At 74.2% G+C, this 18,689-nt stretch carries 19 protein-coding genes and 1 pseudogene; 8 read left to right on the top strand and 12 right to left on the bottom strand.

Annotated features, from left to right (window positions below):
- Positions 1–3 precede the first annotated feature (3 nt).
- Entirely contained in the window at positions 4–741 is a 738-nt protein-coding gene (locus MTO91_RS03020; RefSeq protein ID WP_251787205.1) for an SDR family NAD(P)-dependent oxidoreductase, read from the top strand.
- On the opposite strand, the gene MTO91_RS03015 is transcribed toward MTO91_RS03020, so the two are convergent.
- The 3 genes from MTO91_RS03015 to MTO91_RS03005 form a co-directional block, all read right to left on the bottom strand.
- Positions 738–917, bottom strand: coding sequence for a hypothetical protein (locus MTO91_RS03015; RefSeq protein WP_208827061.1), 180 nt, complete (start codon positions 915–917; stop codon positions 738–740). The genes MTO91_RS03020 and MTO91_RS03015 overlap by 4 nt on opposite strands.
- A 16-nt stretch (positions 918–933) precedes the next feature.
- Positions 934–2,106: a L,D-transpeptidase gene (locus MTO91_RS03010; RefSeq protein WP_476653694.1), complete on the bottom strand. Its 1,173-nt coding sequence runs from the start codon at positions 2,104–2,106 to the stop codon at positions 934–936.
- A gap of 132 nt (positions 2,107–2,238) precedes the next feature.
- Positions 2,239–3,288, bottom strand: a complete 1,050-nt coding sequence (locus MTO91_RS03005) for a UDP-N-acetylmuramate dehydrogenase (RefSeq protein ID WP_476653692.1) — start codon at positions 3,286–3,288, stop codon at positions 2,239–2,241.
- A gap of 23 nt (positions 3,289–3,311) precedes the next feature.
- Here MTO91_RS03005 and MTO91_RS03000 point away from each other — a divergent pair, with 23 nt between their 5' ends.
- From MTO91_RS03000 to MTO91_RS02990, 3 genes are all read left to right on the top strand, one after another.
- A complete protein-coding gene (locus MTO91_RS03000; protein ID WP_062399848.1) occupies positions 3,312–3,809 on the top strand; it encodes a DUF2505 domain-containing protein in 498 nt (165 codons plus the stop codon).
- A complete protein-coding gene (gene purU, locus MTO91_RS02995; protein WP_476653691.1) occupies positions 3,809–4,681 on the top strand; it encodes a formyltetrahydrofolate deformylase in 873 nt (290 codons plus the stop codon). The genes MTO91_RS03000 and purU overlap by 1 nt, the downstream gene beginning before the upstream one ends.
- Before the next feature lie 188 nt (positions 4,682–4,869).
- Positions 4,870–5,787, top strand: coding sequence for a DUF559 domain-containing protein (locus tag MTO91_RS02990; RefSeq protein ID WP_476653689.1), 918 nt, complete (start codon positions 4,870–4,872; stop codon positions 5,785–5,787).
- Positions 5,788–5,893: 106 nt separating this feature from the next.
- On the opposite strand, the gene lon is transcribed toward MTO91_RS02990, so the two are convergent.
- The 7 genes and pseudogenes from lon to MTO91_RS02955 form a co-directional block, all read right to left on the bottom strand.
- The gene (gene lon / locus MTO91_RS02985) at positions 5,894–8,236 is read right to left on the bottom strand and encodes an endopeptidase La (protein WP_476653687.1); all 2,343 of its coding nucleotides are present in this window, start codon (positions 8,234–8,236) and stop codon (positions 5,894–5,896) included.
- A gap of 245 nt (positions 8,237–8,481) precedes the next feature.
- Positions 8,482–9,020: pseudogene (locus MTO91_RS02980) on the bottom strand (YbaK/EbsC family protein).
- On the bottom strand, positions 9,017–9,328 hold the full coding sequence (locus tag MTO91_RS02975) for a DUF2516 family protein (RefSeq protein ID WP_373324065.1): 312 nt from the start codon (positions 9,326–9,328) through the stop codon (positions 9,017–9,019). Before MTO91_RS02975 ends, MTO91_RS02980 begins: the two are co-directional and overlap by 4 nt.
- 150 nt (positions 9,329–9,478) lie before the next feature.
- The gene (locus MTO91_RS02970; protein ID WP_476653686.1) at positions 9,479–10,207 is read right to left on the bottom strand and encodes a hypothetical protein; all 729 of its coding nucleotides are present in this window, start codon (positions 10,205–10,207) and stop codon (positions 9,479–9,481) included.
- A gap of 5 nt (positions 10,208–10,212) precedes the next feature.
- Positions 10,213–10,677 (bottom strand): helix-turn-helix domain-containing protein, encoded by a 465-nt coding sequence (locus MTO91_RS02965; protein ID WP_062399838.1) that lies wholly within the window; start codon positions 10,675–10,677, stop codon positions 10,213–10,215.
- A gap of 159 nt (positions 10,678–10,836) precedes the next feature.
- The gene (locus MTO91_RS02960) at positions 10,837–12,180 is read right to left on the bottom strand and encodes a DUF445 domain-containing protein (protein ID WP_476653683.1); all 1,344 of its coding nucleotides are present in this window, start codon (positions 12,178–12,180) and stop codon (positions 10,837–10,839) included.
- A gap of 282 nt (positions 12,181–12,462) precedes the next feature.
- Positions 12,463–13,155, bottom strand: a complete 693-nt coding sequence (locus MTO91_RS02955) for a bifunctional DNA primase/polymerase (RefSeq protein ID WP_476653681.1) — start codon at positions 13,153–13,155, stop codon at positions 12,463–12,465.
- A 153-nt stretch (positions 13,156–13,308) separates the two neighbouring features.
- On the opposite strand from MTO91_RS02955, the gene MTO91_RS02950 reads away from it, so the two are divergent.
- Positions 13,309–14,109 (top strand): tryptophan-rich sensory protein, encoded by an 801-nt coding sequence (locus tag MTO91_RS02950; protein ID WP_476653679.1) that lies wholly within the window; start codon positions 13,309–13,311, stop codon positions 14,107–14,109.
- A gap of 77 nt (positions 14,110–14,186) precedes the next feature.
- Here MTO91_RS02950 and MTO91_RS02945 read toward each other — a convergent pair whose 3' ends face one another.
- A complete protein-coding gene (locus MTO91_RS02945; RefSeq protein ID WP_020627638.1) occupies positions 14,187–14,390 on the bottom strand; it encodes a cold-shock protein in 204 nt (67 codons plus the stop codon).
- Positions 14,391–15,034: 644 nt separating this feature from the next.
- On the opposite strand from MTO91_RS02945, the gene MTO91_RS02940 reads away from it, so the two are divergent.
- Positions 15,035–15,997 (top strand): hypothetical protein, encoded by a 963-nt coding sequence (locus tag MTO91_RS02940; protein WP_476653677.1) that lies wholly within the window; start codon positions 15,035–15,037, stop codon positions 15,995–15,997.
- A gap of 61 nt (positions 15,998–16,058) precedes the next feature.
- Here the strand turns inward: MTO91_RS02940 and mftR are convergent, their stop codons facing one another.
- On the bottom strand, positions 16,059–16,697 hold the full coding sequence (mftR, locus tag MTO91_RS02935; protein WP_208824584.1) for a mycofactocin system transcriptional regulator: 639 nt from the start codon (positions 16,695–16,697) through the stop codon (positions 16,059–16,061).
- 235 nt (positions 16,698–16,932) lie between these two features.
- On the opposite strand from mftR, the gene MTO91_RS02930 reads away from it, so the two are divergent.
- Both MTO91_RS02930 and MTO91_RS02925 read left to right on the top strand, forming a co-directional pair.
- Positions 16,933–17,973, top strand: coding sequence for a sigma-70 family RNA polymerase sigma factor (locus MTO91_RS02930; RefSeq protein ID WP_476653675.1), 1,041 nt, complete (start codon positions 16,933–16,935; stop codon positions 17,971–17,973).
- A complete protein-coding gene (locus tag MTO91_RS02925) occupies positions 17,952–18,683 on the top strand; it encodes an aminoglycoside phosphotransferase/kinase family protein (RefSeq protein ID WP_357439184.1) in 732 nt (243 codons plus the stop codon). Before MTO91_RS02930 ends, MTO91_RS02925 begins: the two co-directional genes overlap by 22 nt.
- Positions 18,684–18,689: the final 6 nt, after the last annotated feature.

Below are 18,689 nucleotides of genomic sequence, written 5' to 3'. Positions count from 1 at the left end.
GGCATGACCGCGAACGACCGTCCGACCGCCGTCGTCACCGGGGCCTCCTCCGGGATCGGCGCCGCCACCGCCCGAGCGCTCGGCGCCGCCGGCTTCCACGTCGTGCTGGGGGCCCGCCGGGTGGAGCGCTGCGAGGAGATCGCGAAGGAGATCGACGGCACGGCGCTGTCCCTCGACGTCACCGACCGGGAGTCCGTCCGCGCGTTCGCCGACGCCGTGCCCGAGGCGAAGCTGCTGGTCAACAACGCCGGCGGCGCGAAGGGCCTGGAGCCCGTCGCCGACGCCGACGAGGACGACTGGCGCTGGATGTGGGAGACCAACGTCGCCGGCACGCTGCGTCTGACGCAGGCGTTCCTGCCGAAGCTGCGGGCGTCGGGCGACGGGCACATCGTCACCGTGACCTCGATCGCCGCGCTGGACTTCTACGACAACGGCGCCGGCTACACCGGTGCCAAGCACGCCCAGGCGATGCTGCACCGCACCCTGCGCGGGGAGCTGCTCGGCGAGCCGATCCGGATCACCGAGATCTGCCCCGGCATGGTGGAGACCGAGTTCTCCGAGGTGCGGCTGGGCGACGCCGAGAAGGCGGCGAAGGTCTACGAGGGCCTGACCCCGCTGACCGCCGACGACGTCGCCGACACGATCGTCTTCGCCGCGACCCGGCCGTCGCACGTCAACCTGGACCAGATCGTGCTCAAGCCGCGTGACCAGGCGTCGGGTACGCGGCGGCACCGGCGCTAGAGCGTCTCCTCCGACCGGCGGTTCTGGTCGGCGTCGTCACCGGGGCTCTCGCTCCGGGCGGCGCCGGCGATCCGTTCCTCGGACTCGCGCAGGATCTGTTCGGCACCGGGTTCGGTGCCCTCCTCCTCCGGGAGTGGGGTGGAACGGCTGGCGGCGCGGTCGTCGGGAACGCTCATGGCGGGCGGGTACCCGCTAGGACAGCGCCGACAACCCCTTCCACTTCTCCCAGGACAGCGTCCAGTCCCACAGGTCGCCGTCGCGGGCGGAGAGCTGCACGGGAGTGCCGGTGACCTCGACCGGGTCGCCGTAGAGCACGGTGTCGTAGTACGCCTTGGCGTTCTCGATCGACAGGTTCACGCAGCCGTGGGTGACGTTCGCGGCCCCCTGCGCGGCGGCCGACACCGGGTTGGCGTGGATGAACTCGCCGTTGTTGCTCATCCGGACGGCCCACTTCTCGACGACGTCGTAGCCGTACTGCTGCGAGACCATCCGCTTGTCGGTGAACTTCTCGGTGACGACGTGGATGCCCGAGCGCGTGTTGCGGTTCGGGTCGTCGGCCAGACCGTAGGACGCCGGGTAGTCCGCGATCTGCCTGCCGTCGCGGATCACGATCATCCGGAACGATCGGGCGTCGGCCTTGACGATCTGGGCGCGGCCGATTGCGAACGACGTGGTCAGGTCCTCGGCGCCGTAGCTGCCGCCGCCGTAGTCGACGCCCTTGAGCGGCGCGTCCACGGTGACCTTCGTGCCCGACGGCCAGTACTCCTTCGGCCGCCAGTGCACGCGCGAGCCGCCGTTCTCGTCGGGCAGCCAGCCCCATGCGCCCTCGACCTTCTTCGAGGTCGTGACCTCGAGGACCTTCTCGATCGCGGCGCGGTCCTCGACGTGCCGGTCGAACTGGATCTCGATCGGCGCCGCGATGCCGACGGTGCGGTCGTCGCCGATGTTCAGGGTGCCGCGCACGGTGTGGGCGGGTTCCAGTGTCGCGACGGTGCCCTGCACGGGGGTCGCCGTGCCGTCCGGGGCGACGGCGCGCCCGTGCCAGGTGTAGGTGGTCGCGAAGTCCAGGTCACCGCTGCTGGTCCAGGTGGTGCGGTCCGGGGACAGCGCGCCGTCGACGGCGTCGCCGTCCGGGCCGGTCAGCGACACCCCGTCCAGCGTGCTGCCCGCCGCGCGGACCGAGACCGGCTGCGCCGGGTTCGCCGACGACGCCGAGGCGGCCGGCTGGTAGCTCACCTGTGGTCCGGCCGGGGCCGGGGCGGCCTGCGGCACCGCCGGGTCCTGCGGCGGGGCCGCGAGGGCCACCGCCCCGACGACGCCCAGCGCGCCGATCAGCGCCACCACGACGATCAGTACCCGTCGCAACCGTTCCCCCGCGTACTCGATCTCCTGCGTTGCGCACCGACCGTACGCCGGGATCCGGTCCACGTGATCGGCAGGAGGACGGTGCTCCCCCGTGCGGCGCAACGTGAACCGGACGTCGATGTACAGAGGGTGTCAGACGGCGCAGTTCACCAGCACCGGTTCGGGATGCAGGGTGACGCCGAACCGCTCGGCGACGCCGCCCTGCACCTCACGGGCCAGGGCCAGCAGGTCGGCCGTCGTCCCGCCGCCGCGGTGGGTCAGGGCCAGCACGTGCCGCGTCGACAGCGACACCCGGCCGCCGGGGCCGGCGTGCCCGCGGCCGAACCCGGCGTTCTGGATCAGCCCGGCGGCGCTGAGCTTGACCCGGCCCTCTCCCGCGGGCCACGCGGCCAGGCCGTCGACCTGCGGCGCCCGCTCGGTGGGCAGGATCGGGTTGGTGAAGAACGAGCCGGCCGACCAGGTGTCGTGGTCCTCGGCGTCGAGGACCATGCCCTTGCCGCGACGCAGCCCGAGCACCGCCTCGCGGACGGCGGCCGGGTCGGTCCGCGTCTCCGGGTCGACGCCGAGGGTGCGGGCGAGCTCGCCGTAGCGGATCGGGGCGGAGCGGCCGTCGGCGTGCAGCGCGAAGCGCACCCGCAGGACGATCGCGTCGTCGCTGCCCTTGAGGACGCTGGTGCGGTAGGCGAGCCCCAGGTCGGAGGCGGGCACGTGCGCGCGGACGGTGCCGGTGCGCCGGTCGTAGAGGTCGACGTCGACGAGCAGGTCGGCGACCTCGACGCCGTAGGCACCCACGTTCTGCACCGGGGTCGCGCCGGTCCGCCCGGGGATCCCGGACAGGCACTCCAGCCCGCCGAGCCCGTCGGCGACGGTCGCGGCGACGACGTCGTCCCAGTCCTCACCGGCCTCGACGGTCAGCAGCACCCGGTCGCCGTCGCGCTCGTGGCCGATCCCGCGCCCCGCCAGCAGCACGGCGGTGCCGTCGAACCCGGCGTCGGCGACGACGAGGTTCGACCCGCCGCCCACCAGCAGCACCCGTTCCCCGGCCCGGTCGGCCGCGGCGACGGCGTCGACCACCTCGGCCGCGCCCTCGGCGCGCACGATGCGGGAGGCCGGTCCGCCGAGGCGCAGTGTGGTGTGCGCACTGAGCATCGGGTCGACCGTTGTCGGAGCGGGGGAACTCACGACCGCAACGGTAGCCTTCGCCCATGCCGCGCTCGATCGACTACCGCGCAACGTCCGCGCATCCGGCCTCGAAGGTCTACGCGGCGATGGTCGACCGCGATCTCCTGGAGGAGCAGCTGCGTCACATCGGCGGCCCCGGGGCCGGGGTGACCGCGTACGAGACCACCGCCGACGGCGTCCGCTACACGCTGCGGCACGGGATCCCGGGCGAGCACCTGCCGTCGATCGTGTCGTCGTTCGTGCCCGGCGGGGACCTGCAGATCGACCGCAGCGAGCAGTGGCGGGCCGGCGACTCGGGCGTCTACGACGGCACCGGCTCCGTGAAGGTCATCGGCACCCCCGCCACCGCACGGTCGGTGATGCGGATCGCCGACGTCGACGGCGGCAGCGAGGTCCGGATCCGGGCCGAGGTCACGGTCAAGGTCCCGCTGGTGGGTGCGAAGATCGAGCAGGCGGTCGCCGGGCAGATCGAGCAGCTGCTCGCCGCCGAGACCCAGTTCACCCTCTCCCGGATCTCCTGATGCCCCACTACGTGATCACCCTGTCCTGTCCGGACCGCACCGGCATCGTCGCGCGGATCAGCACGTTCCTCGCCGAGCTCGGCGCCTCGATCACCGAGGCCGCGTACCACGCCGACGTCGAGGCCGGGGTGTTCTGCACCCGCCAGGTCGTCGACGCCGCGTCGGTCCCCTTCGGCGTCGACGAGCTCCGCGCCCGGTTCGCCCCGGTCGCCGCCGAGCTGGGCGGTGAGCACCGCATCTCCGACACCGGCGTCCGCAAGCGCGCCGTGCTGCTGGTGACCCGCGACCAGCACTGCCTACACGACATCCTCGGCCGGGTGTGGGCGGGCGAGCTGCCGGTGGAGATCACCCGCGTGATCGGCAACCACACGTCGCTGGAGCCGGTCGTCGCCGCGCACGGCGTGCCGTTCCACCACGTGCCCTTCCCCGCGCCCGGCGACCCGACCCGCGAGCAGGGCAAGGTCACCGCGTTCGAGGAGATCCGCAAGCTCGTCGACGACGACTCCCCCGACGCGATCGTCCTCGCCCGCTTCATGCAGGTCCTGCCCGCGCACCTGTGCGAGGCCTGGGCCGGGCGGGCGATCAACATCCACCACAGCTTCCTGCCGTCCTTCGCCGGGGCGCGGCCCTACCACCAGGCGCACCGGCGCGGGGTCAAGCTGATCGGCGCGACCTGCCACTACGCGACCGCCGACCTCGACGCCGGCCCGATCATCGAGCAGGACGTCGCCCGCGTCGACCACGGGGACACCGCGACCGACATGGTGCGCCGGGGACGCGACATCGAACGCCTGGTGCTGGCCCGGGGGCTGCGGTGGCACCTGGAGGACCGGGTGCTGATCCAGGGCAACCGGACCGTCGTCTTCCGCTGAGCCCGCAGCCCTGCGGCCCGGCCCTGCCGGGTCGCGCGCAGCAAAGTGTCGTCGAGATGCAGCTCAGCGGGAATTGTGGATCTCCGTGGCCCGCTGAGCTGCATCTCGGCGTACGTCCTCGTTCGCGATGGCGATGGCGTCCGGCCGATCCGGTCCGTCGGCCGGGGCAGCCGGCGCACGATCAGCGCGTGACGATCCCCGGATGGCCCGAGGTGTTCCGCGGGACCGCGGCCGTGGCGGCGGGTCTCGTCACGCCCGACCTTCTACGAGGGCCCCGTTACCGCAGGCTGCTCCCGGACACCTACGCGCCGGCCGACCTGCGCCCCGACCTACGGCTCCGCTCGCTCGCGGCGCACCGCTGGGCCGGATCGGACGCCGTGCTCAGCGGATACTCGGCCGCCGAGCTGCTCGGCGCGTCGTGCGCACCGTGGGCCGCACCGGCCGAGGTGACCGTCGGTGCGGCGCACCCCGGAGCCCGCTCCCGTGACGGTGTGCTCGTCCGCCGCGACGTCCTGCACCCCGACGAGGTGACCGAGGTCCGCGGCGTTCGGGTCACCACGCGTGTCCGCACCGCGTTCGACCTCGCGCGGCGTCTGTCCCCGACCGAGGGTGTCGTCGCCGTCGACGCACTGTCCCGCGGGTCGTTCGCCCCGGACGTGCTGCTGAACCTCGCGGTCCGGCACGCCCACGCCCGGGGTGTCCGACGGGTGGTCGACGCGACGGCGTGGGCCGACCCGCGCGCCGGCTCCCCGCCCGAGACCCGGCTCCGGCTGATCCTCGTCCGGGGTGGCCTCCCGCGGCCGGTGCCCCAGCACCCGGTCCTCGACGACGCCCGGCGCACGGCGCTGTGGCTGGACCTGGCCTACCCGGACCACCACCTCGGCGTCGAGTACGACGGCGGCGGCCACTTCGCGACGCCCGAGGCGGCCCGCGCCGACGCCGGGCGGCACACCCGACTCGTCGCGGCGGGGTGGCGGGTGCTGCGCTACACCGCACCGGACATGCATCGACGGCCCGACGAGATCGTCGCCGAGGTGGGCCGGGCCCTCGACCGCACTCGCCGAGATGCAGCTCAGCGGGTCGTGGAGATCGACAAATCCCGCTGAGCTGCATCTCGGCGAACTCCCCCCGGGGGGCACGCGACGGCGCCCGCCCCGCGTGCTGCGGGACGGGCGCCGGGTCGTGCGGCTCGGGCCGCGGGTCGGACGGAGGTCAGGCCGCGGACTGCTCGGCCGTCGCCGCGTCGTGGGCGGGCTCCAGGGCGATCGCCAGGACCTCGGAGACGTCGGCGACCGGGTGCACCCGCAGCTCCTCGCGGACCGAGGCCGGGACGTCGTCCAGGTCCGGCTCGTTGCGCTTCGGGATGATCACGTCGGTCAGTCCGGCCCGGTGCGCGGCGAGCAGCTTCTGCTTCACCCCGCCGATGGGCAGGACCTTGCCCTGCAGCGTCACCTCGCCGGTCATGCCGACCGAGCTGCGGACGGGACGTCCGGAGGCCAGCGACGCCAGCGCCGTCGTCATCGTGACGCCGGCGGACGGGCCGTCCTTCGGGACCGCACCGGCCGGGACGTGCACGTGCAGCTTGCGCGACGCGAGGTCACCGGCCAGCCCGCGCGAGCGCAGGTAGGACAGCGCGATCGAGACGGACTCGGTCATCACCTCGCCCAGCTGCCCGGTGATCTGCAGGCCCGGCTCGCCGTCCATCGAGGTGGCCTCGATGAACAGCACGTCACCACCGGCGCCGGTCACCGCCAGCCCGGTCGCGACGCCCGGCACCGAGGTCCGCTCGGCGGACTCCGGCGTGAACCGCGGACGGCCGAGGTAGGTGACGAGCGCGTCGGCGTCGACGTGCACCGGGCGCTCGGTCTCCGACGCGTCCAGCTGGACGGCCACCTTCCGCAGCACCTTCGCCAGGCCCCGCTCCAGCTGCCGGACCCCGGCCTCCCGGGTGTACTCGGCGGCGATCATCGACAGCGCGACGTCGGTGAACTCGACGTCGCCGTCGTCGAGACCGGCCTTGGCGACCTGGCGCGGCAGCAGGTGGTCACGGGCGATCGCGACCTTCTCCGGCTCGGTGTAGCCGTCGAGCGTCACGATCTCCATGCGGTCGGCCAGCGGGCCGGGGATCGCGGAGCCGTCGTTCGCCGTCGCCAGGAACAGGACGTTCGACAGGTCGAGGTCGACCTCCAGGTAGTGGTCGCGGAACGTGTGGTTCTGCGCCGGGTCGAGGACCTCCAGCAGCGCCGCGGTCGGGTCACCGCGGAAGTCGCTGCCGACCTTGTCGATCTCGTCGAGCAGCACGACGGGGTTCATCGAGCCGGCCTCGCGGATGGCGCGGACGATCCGGCCGGGCAGCGCGCCGACGTAGGTGCGCCGGTGACCGCGGATCTCCGCCTCGTCCCGAACGCCGCCGAGCGCGACGCGGACGAAGTTCCGGCCGAGCGCGCGGGCGACCGACTCCCCCAGTGACGTCTTGCCGACGCCGGGCGGACCGACCAGCGAGAGCACCGCGCCCGAGCCGCGGCCGCCGACGGTGTCGAGACCCTTGCGCTCGCGACGGGCGCGGACGGCGAGGAACTCGACGAGGCGCTCCTTCACGTCGTCGAGCCCGGCGTGGTCGGCGTCGAGGATGCGGCGGGCCTCCACCAGGTCCGACGAGTCGGTGGTCGTGGTGCTCCACGGGATGTCGAGGACGGTGTCGAGCCAGGTCCGGATCCAGCCGGACTCCGGGCTCTGGTCCGAGGAGCGCTCCAGCTTGCCGACCTCGGTCAGCGCGGCCTTGCGGACGTCGTCGGGCAGATCGGCGGCCTCCACGCGGGCGCGGTAGTCGTCGGAGCCCTCCGGGTCGTCCTCGCCGAGCTCCTTGCGGATCGCGGCGAGCTGCTGGCGGAGCAAGAACTCGCGCTGCTGCTTCTCCATGCCCTCGCGGACGTCGTTCGAGATCTTCTCGGTGACCTCCTGCTCGGCGACGTGCTCCTTGGTCCAGCCCAGGAGCTTCTCGAGCCGGGCGTCGAGGTCGGTCTCGGCGAGCAGCTCGGCCTTGTGCGCGACGTCCAGCCACGACGCCCACCCGGCGAGGTCGGCGAGCGCGCCCGGGTCGTTCGTCTGCTGCACGGAGTCGATGACCTGCCAGGCTCCCCGCTGCTGCAGGATGCCGATCACCAGGGCCTTGTACTCGCGGGCGAGCTCGTGGGTGCGACCGGTGGGCTCGCCGGCGTCGACCGGCTCGGCCTCGACCCAGAGCGCCGCGCCGGGGCCGGAGACCCCCGACCCGATGCGGGCGCGGCGCTCACCCCGCACGACGGCGGCCCGGTCCCCGTTGGGGAGCCTGCCGATCTGCTCGAGCACGGCGACGACGCCGATGGCGCCGTAGCGGCCGTCGATGCGGGGCACGACGAGCACCCGTCTCCCGTCGTCGCGGTCCTGGGCCGCGGCGGTGGCCGCATCGACCGCAGCACGGGTGTCGGAGTCGTCGAGACGGACGGGGACGACCATGCCGGGCAGGACCACGGCGTCGTCGAGGGGCAGGACCGGGAGCGTCAGCACGTCACTCATGTCCTGCCCAACCACACGGAGGGTCCTCCGCTTCCCGGAGTTGAGTCGTGTCCGCTCAGGGCGAACGCGACCACCGGAGCACGTCACGGCGACCGTGGGCACACCGGGTTCCGCGGGCGGCCAGTTCCTGCCGCTGCCCGCGGGCTGGACCTCGGCCGACGGGCCCGCCGTCCCGCTCCCCCGCGGGGGTGGCCACCGGCTGGGGTGCACCGCCGCGGAGGCGGCCCGCAGCACGGGCTGCCGACTCAGCGCGCGAGGTCCGGCACGACCTCGGCGCCGGGAAGCGACGCCAGCAGGTCGCCGGGCACCGCCGGCTTCCCGCCCGCGTCCCGCTCCCGACGACGACGGCGTCGGCCCCGGCGACCCCGGGCGACAGCCGGAGCGGCCAGTCCGCGGGGAGCCCGATCGGGGTGATGCCGCCGTAGGCCATCCCGGTCAGGGCGACGGCGTCGTCCATCGGCGCGAACGACGCCGTGCGCACGTCGAGGCGGCGCTTCACCGCGCCGTCGACGTCGACCCGGGTCGTCGCGAGGACCACGCAGGCGACGTACCGGGTCTCGCCGCCACGCCTCCCGGCGACGACCACGCAGTTCGCGGCCCGTTCGACCGGGGAGGAGTAGGCGGCACAGAACGCGGCGGTGTCGGCCAGGTCGGGATCGATCTCGGCGACGGCGATCCGGCCCGCGTCGAGCCCCGCCAGCGCGACGGCGACGGGCTCCGCGAGCAGGTCGGGCCGGGCCGGCGCCGGGACGGCCGTGAGCGCCCCGAGGACCGGGGGGTTCACCAGCGCGGTCCGCCGCCCTGGACCTCCATCACCGCGGGCTTGACGTCGACCAGGTAGACCAGCGTCGCGACGGTGGCGGCCAGCCAGAACATGGCACCGCCGAACATCGGGCCGTTCGTGATGATCAGGAGCAGCAGCGCGACGCCGGTGATGCCCAGCCATGCGTTCTTGGTGAGCTTGCCCGCCGCGGTGAAGGCGTCCGCACGTTGCATCAGTGCGTGCCCGAACGAGAACCCGCCGACCACGACCATGATCCACTTGATCACGAAGATGATCAGTTCATCGGGAGCACCTGGCAGTGACAGCACTCGGCCAGGGTACGGACAACCCGGGCGTCGGTCACGTCCGGCGCCGGATCCGGGCAGGACGATCCGCATCCGCACACGACGGCGCCCCCGGCCGATCGGGATCGGCCGGGGGCGCGGGTCGTGCTCACCGGGCGCGGGGCCCGGCGGGTGTCACTTCTTGGCCGACGCCGTCGAGGTACCGCGGCGGGTGGTCGGCTTGCGGGCCGGGACCTTCGCGCCGGTGGCGGTCTTCGGGTCGGTCTTGGCGGCGGTGCGGCGCGCGGTCGAACGCGTGGTCGTCGCGACCTCGTCGCCGGCCTCCTCGATCGCCTCGGCGGCCTCCTTCGAGACCTCGGTGACGACCTCGGCGGCCTCGCTCGCGGCGGTCTGGGCGCGGCGGGCGGCCTTCTCACCGACCGAGCGGGTCTGCGTGGTGACCGCACCCAGGGTCTTGACGGCGACGTCGTGGGTCTCGTCCACGAACTCGTCGACGCGGGTGTCGAACTTCTCGGTCAGACCCTCGACGGTCGCGATGGCCTGCTTGACCTGCGGCTGCTTGCGGATCCGGCCCCAGGCCTTCTCACCGCGCTGGGCGAATCCGACGTAGACGCCCTCGACCTCGGAGCGGAACTCCTCGACCTGCTTGCGGATGTTGTCCGAGGACAGCTTGCCGCGGAGCTCCTTGAGCTCGTCGGGGAGCTCCTGGACGCGGGTCTGCACCTCCTCGGCGCGCTTGGTGGCGGTGGAGCGGGCGTCGGTGACGGCCTTGCTCACGGTGGTGACGGCGAAGTCGCCGGCGCCGAGCACGGCGAGCAGCGGGGTGCGGACGACCTCGGCCTGCTCGGCGGTCTGCTCACGCAGCTTCTGCACGTCGGCGCTGGTGGGGAGGTTCACGGCCATGGTGATCACTTCCTCGTATCGGTGGGGGTGTCGGTGGTGCCGGCAGAGAGGCCGTTCTCCCTGCGAAAGGACTCGTAGACATCGAGCAGCACACGTTTCTGCCGCTCGTTGAGAGTCGGATCGGTGAGCACCGCGTCGGTCACCTGACCGGCGGGCCGCTCCTCGAGGATCCCGGCGCGGACGTACAGCGCCTCGGCGGAGATCCGCAGCCCCTTGGCGATCTGCTGCAGTATCTCGGCGGACGGCTTGCGCAGCCCGCGCTCGACCTGGCTGAGATACGGGTTGCTGACGCCCGCGGTGCGGGCCAGCTGCCGCATGGAGACCTGGGCGGCCTCGCGCTGGGCGCGGATGTAGGACCCGATGTCCTCCACCGCGTGCCCCACGGTCTGACCGACGCTCTCGACGGCCTGCGCGACGCGCTCGACGGGTTCGACGGACTCACGCTCTCCGTGCTTGCGCTCGGTGGCCATCCATCTCACCTCCGCCTCGATCCGTTCCTCACTGACGGAACCGACCGTACGCGGCGCCGCTAGCTCCTGCAAGCACAGTGCTAGCGCTGGTCACGTGGCGTGCGCCACGTCGGTGACGGCCCGGTGACGGTGCGATGTCATCCGGGGACACCCGACCGATCACCCGATGACGAGCTCCCCCACGGTGTGGATGACCAGGCCGGCGAGCGCCCCCACGACGGTGCCGTTGATCCGGATCCACTGCAGGTCCCGCCCCACCTGGAGCTCGATCTTGCGCGAGGTCTCCTCCGCGTCCCAGCGGGCGACGGTCTCGGTGATCAGGGTGGTGATCTGGTGCCGGTAGTGCCGCACGACGTACGACGCGGCGTCCGCCAGCCAGCCGTCGAGCTTCGCGCGCAGCTCGGCGTCGCGGCCCAGCCGCCGCCCGAAGGCCATGAGGCCGTCGCGCACGCGCAGGCGCAGCTCGTTCGACGGGTCGTCGGCGGCGTCGAGGACCATGGACTTCACGACCGTCCAGGCGCGGCCGATGAAGTGCTGCACCTCCGGGTGCTCGACGACCTGGCGCTTGACCTGCTCGGCGCGCTCCATCGTCGTCGCGTCGTGCTGCAGGTCGCGGGCGAACTCGGCGAGGTAGCGGTCCACGGCGTGCCGCAGCGGGTGCTCGGGGTCGGTCTTGACCGCCCAGGCGTACCCGCGGATCTCGGCGAACAACTTGTCGGCCACGAGGTCGTCGACGAAGCGCGGCGTCCAGGACGGTGCGCGATCGTGCACGACCCGCAGGACCATCTCCTGGTTGTCGGCGACCCAGTCGTAGGCGCGGTCGCAGACGAGGTCGACCAGCCTGCGGTGGGCGCCGTCGGCCAGGACGCCCTCCAGCGCCTTGCCCATCGGCGGACCGACCGGGATCTCCATCAGCTTGCGCACCGCGACGGTCTCGATGACGTTCTGCACGTCCTCGTCGCGCAGCACGGTCACGAGGGCCCGCGCGGCGGTGACCAGCTCGGTGGTGATCCGGTCGGCGTTGTGCTGCTCGGCGATCCACCGCCCGACCGACTCGCTGACCCCGATCCGCTCGAGCTTGTCGCGGACGACGGACTCGGACAGGAAGTTCTCCCCGACGAAGTCCCCGAGGCTGTCACCGATCATGTCCTTCTTGCGCGGGATGATCGCGGTGTGCGGGATCGGGATCCGCAACGGGTGCCGGAACAGCGCGGTCACCGCGAACCAGTCGGCGAGCGCACCGACCATGCCGGCCTCGGCGGCGGCCCGGACGTAGTCCGCCCCGGGGACACCGCGGACGACCTCGAAGTACTTCGCGACGAAGAACACGACCGTCGCGCCGAGAAGGAACCCGGTGGCGACGGCCTTCATGCGCCGCAGGTCGCGCCGCTTCTGCTCGTCACCGGGGCCGAAGCCGCCGAGAGGGACACTGGGAACGGATCCGACGGTGCGGTCCCGCTGCGGGACGGGGGTCGGGCGCTCCGGCGCGCGGGAGGTCTGCACACACCCATAGTGCCCGGGGACACCGACATCGGGCGGCGGGGGCACGCGCCGTGGGTCCCGGCCGGGCCCGGGGGATGTCCCGCCGGACCCGGCCGTGGCCGGTGGAGCGGCTGCGCGGCGAGGGAGAAGTGCCCCCTCGGGCGCCGCTTCCGGGCGTACCGCCCGGCCGGTCCCGGCGTCCCCCGCGGGTGATCGGCGGGGACGGCAACGGGACGGAACCCGGGCGGGCGGTAGCGGTCGCGCGGGCCGGATCCTCGGTTCCGTCCGGGCCGCGCGGGAGGGTCAGCGCCGCAGGGCGCCCGGGACGCCGGACTGCTCGGCCCGCGCCTCCTGCTCGTCGGGCAGGGCCTGCTCGCTGTTGCGACGGCGCACCGCGTCGCAGATCGCCTCGACGACGACAGCGGCCTCGGGCACCCGGTAGCCGACCCGCGCCGGGGCCACGCGCCACTGCACCCAGCCCTCGGGACGCTCGGTCGGCGGGGCGACGACGCCGATGCCGTCGGTGTGCAGCACCACGTCGGTGTGCAGGCTCAGCTCGGCCGGGAGCGCGTGCCGCGGGCTCATCGGGAACCACCAGGTGCCCTCGGGCGTCGCGGCGACCGGCACGACCTCGCCGGCCTCACGCAGCGTCCGGCAGACCTGGCGACCGATGACCGCCGGGACCTCGACCACGTCGAGCACGTCGCCCGTCGCGAGCATGACCTCCGCGCCCGGCCCCGGCACGAGCGGCCAACCGTGGTCGGCGTACTCGCGAGCGGCCGCTCGCAGCTCCGCGCCGTAGACGGCTCGGTAGCTGTCCCACCAGGACATGGAGGTCACTTCCTTCCGCTTGCGCGACAACCCCTGTGGTGCCGCTTTCCCTGTGAAGTACAACACCAGGATCGGGCTCCGGGCACGAGTTCGCGAGGGGTACGCGGCGAGGGTGCGCAGCGGCGAGACGAGCGGGGAACGCCGACCGCACGGCGTCGCGACCACCGGTGAACGGCGGGTGACCGGGCGCAGCGGACCGACGACCGGTGGCAACCCCGCCGCCGTCCGGCGCAGTGCCGGTCGTCGTACCGCTCGACATGCCTCGTGCGTCGATTGTCTTTATCATCGAGATGGTTGCGACGATCGGAAGGACTGGACATGGCGTCGACGACGGCGAGGGCGGGCCGCACGGCAGGCCCGGCCACCGGGATGGACACGGCACGCACCTGGGCGGTGCTCGCCGCGGCGGTGCTGCAGGCGGTGGCGGGCTCGCTCGGCGGCAGCGGGACGTTCGGGGAGTCGCAGCGGGTGCTCAGCGACCGCTACCCCTCACTGGTCACCCCGGCGACGGTGGCGTTCTCCGTGTGGGGCCTCATCTACCTGGCCCTGCTCGTGTACGCGGTGTACCAGTCGCTGCCCGGGCAGCGGTCGCGCCCGGTGCACCGGGCGACCGGCTGGCTGTTCGTGGCGACGGCGGCGCTCAACGCGGGCTGGATCGTCGTGTTCTCCCAGGAGCTCCTGGGCACCGCGCAGCTGCTGATCGTGGCACTGCTGGTGACCCTGGCCGTGGTGGTGCACCGGCTCGCCGCGTTCCCCGCCGAGGGAGTGGCCGACCGGGCACTCCTGCACGGCCCGCTGGCCTTCTACACGGGCTGGGTGTCACTCGCGACCGTGGCCGGGTTCTCGGTGACGCTGACCTACTGGGGCGCGCCGCTCGGCCCGGTGACGGCCGCGGCACTCCTCGGCGCCGGCGTGCTGGCCGCGGGCGTCGCGACCCGGCGGACGACGGCGGCGCTGCCCTACGCGGCGACGGCCGTCTGGGCGCTGGTCTGGGTCGCGGTGGAGTCCGCGGCGGCCGGGACGGTGCCGGTGACCGTGGTCGCGGCGCTCGGCGTCGTGGCGGTGGTCGTCGCGGCGGCACTGCGGGCGCGGGAGGGTCTGCGGCCGGCCTTCGGCTGACCCCGGGAACGACGACGGCGCCGGTCCCCGAGGGGAGCCGGCGCCGTCGCGGTGCGCGGGTCGTGCCCGCGCAGAAGTCAGATCACGCGGACCGAGTCGGCCTGCGGGCCCTTCTTGCCCTGGCTGGCCTGGAAGTCGACGCGCTGGTTCTCCTCCAGCGTGCGGAATCCGTTCGACTCGATGGCGGAGTAGTGGACGAAGACGTCCGGTCCCTCGTCGTCGGTGGCGATGAAGCCGAAGCCCTTCTCGGCGTTGAACCACTTGACGGTGCCCTGCGGCATAGCGTGTGTCCTTCTCAGATGGAGCGGTTCCGGCCCTCACAGCAAGAGCCGGAGGTCGCGTGGACACCGCCGTGGCACCTCAGCACCGATCGACGACGCCCACCGTCACAACTTCACACGGACGCTTCGCGGCGATCGGAGAAGAACGACTGCAACCGACGCGGACGCTACCACGGCTCTCCGGCACGTCGACCGTCCTCACTCGACGCCCCCGCACGGGCCCGTTCCGCGACGCCGACCGCCCGTCGCACCACTCCGGCGCGATCACGGAACGTGAGATCCGATCCGCCGATCGGCGACGGGCGGTCATCACCGTCCCGAACGGGTGAGCGCAGGACGTGTTCCACGCCGTCGGGTGAGCGCCGGGCGCCCGTCCTCCCCGATTCGGGTGGTGACGGCGGTCCGGGCCCGTCCAACGGCCCCCTCCGTCCCCGGACGGGGTCGCCCGTTCCGGGTGCGTTGCGGTGCGATCCGCTCACAGCGTGACCGATGGGGCCCCTGTGACTCGTGTGGCCACGATCGGGCCACTGGTGGACGACGCCCGGTGACCGCAAGCTCAGCGCCGTCCGTCACCCCGTGCAGCAGCACAGCGAACTGGAGAGACCGTGCGATCCCGAGTCACCACTTCCGTCGCCCTGACCCTCATGATCGGCACCCTGGGTGTGTACGGCGCCGGCGTGGCCGGCGCGGCCGAGCCCGTTCGTGCCTCCACCCCGGTCACGACCGTCACCCACGCGCCCGCCGCGGTGTCCGACGGCCCGCTGGACCGGTTGTTCGACACGCTCTTCGGGAACGGCGCGGCGACCGCCCCGGCGACGCCCACCGACACCACCGTCCCCGTCCAGGACGTGCCGACCCCGGCCGCACCGGGCGTTCCCGCGGCTCCGGGCGTCCCGGCCGCTCCGGCCGTCCCCGGCGCGCCGGCCGCGCCGCAGGTTCCCGCCGCCCCGGCCGTTCCGGGTGCGCCGGCGGCACCGGCCGTGCCCGCCGTCCCGGCTGCGCCCGCCGCTCCGGCCGTGCCCGCGGCCCCCGCCGCTCCCGCGGTGCCGGCCACCCCCGCCGTCCCGGGGACGCCGGCCGCGCCCGCCGTGCCCGCGGCCCCGGCGGCTCCGGTGGCGCAGGTCGCCCCCGCGGCGCCCGCCGCCCCGGTCGCCCCCGCGGCGCCGGCCGCCTCGGTGACCCCGGCCGTCGCCGTCACCTCGGACACCGCGGGCCGGCAGGCCCCCGAGCCCCCGGCCGTCCCGGGCGCTCCGGGCGTTCCGCAGGCGCCGGCCGCCCCGCAGGCCCCGGCGGCCCCCCAGACCCCGGCCCTCCCGCAGGCGCCGGCCGCCCCGGGCGCTCCCGCGGCCCCGGCGGTACCCGCCGTCCCGGGTGCGCCCACCGCTCCGGCGGCCCCGGCCGTCCCGGCCGCTCCGGCGGCCCCTGCAGCTCCGGGTGCCCCGGCCGCTCCCGCCGTGCCCGCGGCCCCGGCAGCACCGGGCGCCCCGGCCGTCGCCACCGCCCCGGACGGCACCGCCGCTCCGCAGGCCCCGGCCGACGCCCGGACCCAGGACACCGCCCCGACCCGCCCGAGTCTGTGGGAGCGACTGTTCGGCACCACCCGCTGACCTGCGACGCAGGCACCACCACGCGACGGCGTCCCGCACCGGGGCGCCGTCGCGGTGCGTCTCAGGGGAGCTCGGTCGCCCAGCCCCGCTGCAGCGCCCGCAGCACCTCGTCGAGCAGGTCGGCGAGCTCGGAGCCGTCGTCGGCCAGCCAGCGCTCGTAGGCCGCGATGCACACGCCCAGGCAGGCGTGTCCGACGCTCTGCGGGACGAGCTCCGAGGCGTCCTCGCCACGACGCTCGGCCACGTAGTCGGCCACGACCTCCCGCCACGAGGCGTAGCGCAGCGTCGAGTGCGCCTGCAGCGCCGGGGTCTGCAGGATCAGTCGCAGCCGGCGCCGGTGCCAGGGCTGCTCGTCCGGCTCGACGTGGTTGAACTCCAGCACCGCCCGCCGGACCCCCTCCAGCGTCGGCAGGTCCGACGGCTGGGCCGCGAGCACCGCGCGCATCCGCACCAGCTGCTCCTCGAAGGCGCCCCAGGCGATGTCGTTCTTGGAGGCGAAGTACCGGAAGAACGTGCGACGCCCGATCCCCGCGGCGTGCGCGACGTCGTCGACGGTCGTGTGCTCGAACCCCTGGTCGCTGAACATCTCCAGCGCGATGTGCTCGATCTCCGAGCGGGACGTGACCGGGCGACGACCGGCGCGGCGCGCCCCGCCCCCGCCGGTACTCCCGATCCCGTCGTTCTCGGTCACCGCTGACATCGTCGCCCCGCCGTGCTCCCCGACTCCTCCGTCGTGCCTGCGACCGGCGGACCGGGAGGGTCGAGCGGAACGCCGTCGGCCTCGATCATCCCACGTCGCGGCCGGCCCGTCGGCGCACGTCGCCCCTGTTCGGCGGCCGTTCGTCGCGCGGGCCCTCCACTTTGTCGGTGTGGCGCGGCACACTCGCGGCCAGACGGACCGGGACCCACCCGGACGGGTACGTCGAGGGGGAACCATGAGCGCACCCGCACGGGCCGCCGACACCACCGTGGACGAGCGGCCACCCGAGGAACGCCTCGAGGACCACCGGCGTGAGCTGACCGGTTACTGCTACCGGATGCTCGGCTCGGCCTTCGAGGCCGAGGACGCGGTGCAGGACACGATGGTCCGGGCCTGGAAGGGCGTCGCGAAGTTCGACGGTCGCTCCTCGCTGCGGTCCTGGCTGTACCGCATCGCCACCAACGTCTGCATCGACGCGTTGAACGGGCGCAAGCGCCGCGCCGTCCCGATGGACATCGGAGGCCCCGGCGCGCCGGTCGCCGAGTCGCTGCGCGAGCCGCTGCCCGACGCCGAGTGGCTCGAACCGATGCCCGACGCCCGGATGTCGACGCCGGCCGGGGACCCGGCGGACAAGGCCGTCGCGAAGGAGACGATCCGGCTCGCGTTCATCGCGGCGCTGCAGCACCTGCCGGCCCGCCAGCGCGCCGTCCTGATCCTGCGCGAGGTCCTGTGCTGGAAGGCCGCCGAGGTCGCCGAGCTGCTGGACACCTCGGTCGCGTCGGTCAACAGCGCCCTGCAGCGCGCCCGCGCCACCCTGGGCGAACAGGGCATCTCCGAGGCGGCGCCGCAGACCTCCCCGGCGATGGACCCGGCGCAGACCGCGCTGCTGATGCGCTACATGGCAGCGTTCGAGGCGTTCGACATGGAGGCGCTGACGGCGCTGCTCCACGAGGACGTCGAGCAGAACATGCCCCCGCTGGAGCTCTGGTTCCGCGGCCGGGACGACGTCATCGCCTGGATGGCGACCGGCCCCGGGCAGGGCTGCCGCGGGTCGCGGGTGGCTCCGGTGGAGATCAACGGGACGGTCGGCTTCGCCCAGTGGAAGCCGTCCGGGCCGAACGGCGAGTTCGAGGCCTGGGGCATCACGGCCCTGCGGATCGAGGACGGGGCGGTCACCGGGCTGAGCATCTTCCTCAACACCGAGCTGTTCGGCTACTTCGGGCTGCCGCTGAAGCTGGCCGACCGGCCGGAGCTGTGGGAGCCGAAGGCCGGCTGACGCCGCCCGGGCTCGCCGCCTGGCCGGGGCTGCGCATCACGGCCCGGCTCGGCGGCGGGCACCGCGGCGCGGTCTGGGCGGCGACGGACGGGAGCCGACGGCTGGTGGTCCACCGGAGCGGGCGGACGCCCGCGGCGCTGGACTGGGAGCTCGACCTGACCGGCGAGCTGCGGGCCCACGGTTTCCGCGTACCCGACGTCGTCCCGACCGGTGACGGACGGCGGCGGTGCGGGGCGGTCGTCGTCCGGACCTGGCTCGACGGCGACCCACCCGGGCCGGGCGACGAGGCCGCCGTCGCTGCCGAGCTGCACCGGCTGCACGCCCTCACCTCGGGGCGGAGCCAGCGGCCGGGGTTCGTGGGCACGGTCGAGCTGCTCGCGGGCGCCGTCCGGGGCGGGGACGTGGACCTGACCGCGATGCCGTCCGACGTCGTCGCGGAGTGCCGGGCCGCGTGGGCCGTGGTGGGCGGTCCGGTCGCCGTCGTCCACGGCGACCCCGGCCTGGGCAACATCCGGGTCCTGGACGGACGTCCGGGCCTGCTCGACTGGGACGAGTGCCGGGTGGACCGGACGGCGCTCGACCTCGACGGTGGGCCCGGGGCTGCCCGCGAGGCCCGCCGCGCCGTCGACGCGTGGGAGGTCGCCGTCTGCTGGACCGTCGAGCCCGGCTACGCCCGGGAGCGGCTCGCCGCGCTGCGCGCCGCCCCCTGACCGGGC

The organism is Pseudonocardia sp. 2-7, assembly GCF_056341085.1.
The sequence above is the reverse complement of the archived record's forward strand: the minus strand, read 5'-3'. Positions and strand labels throughout refer to the sequence as shown.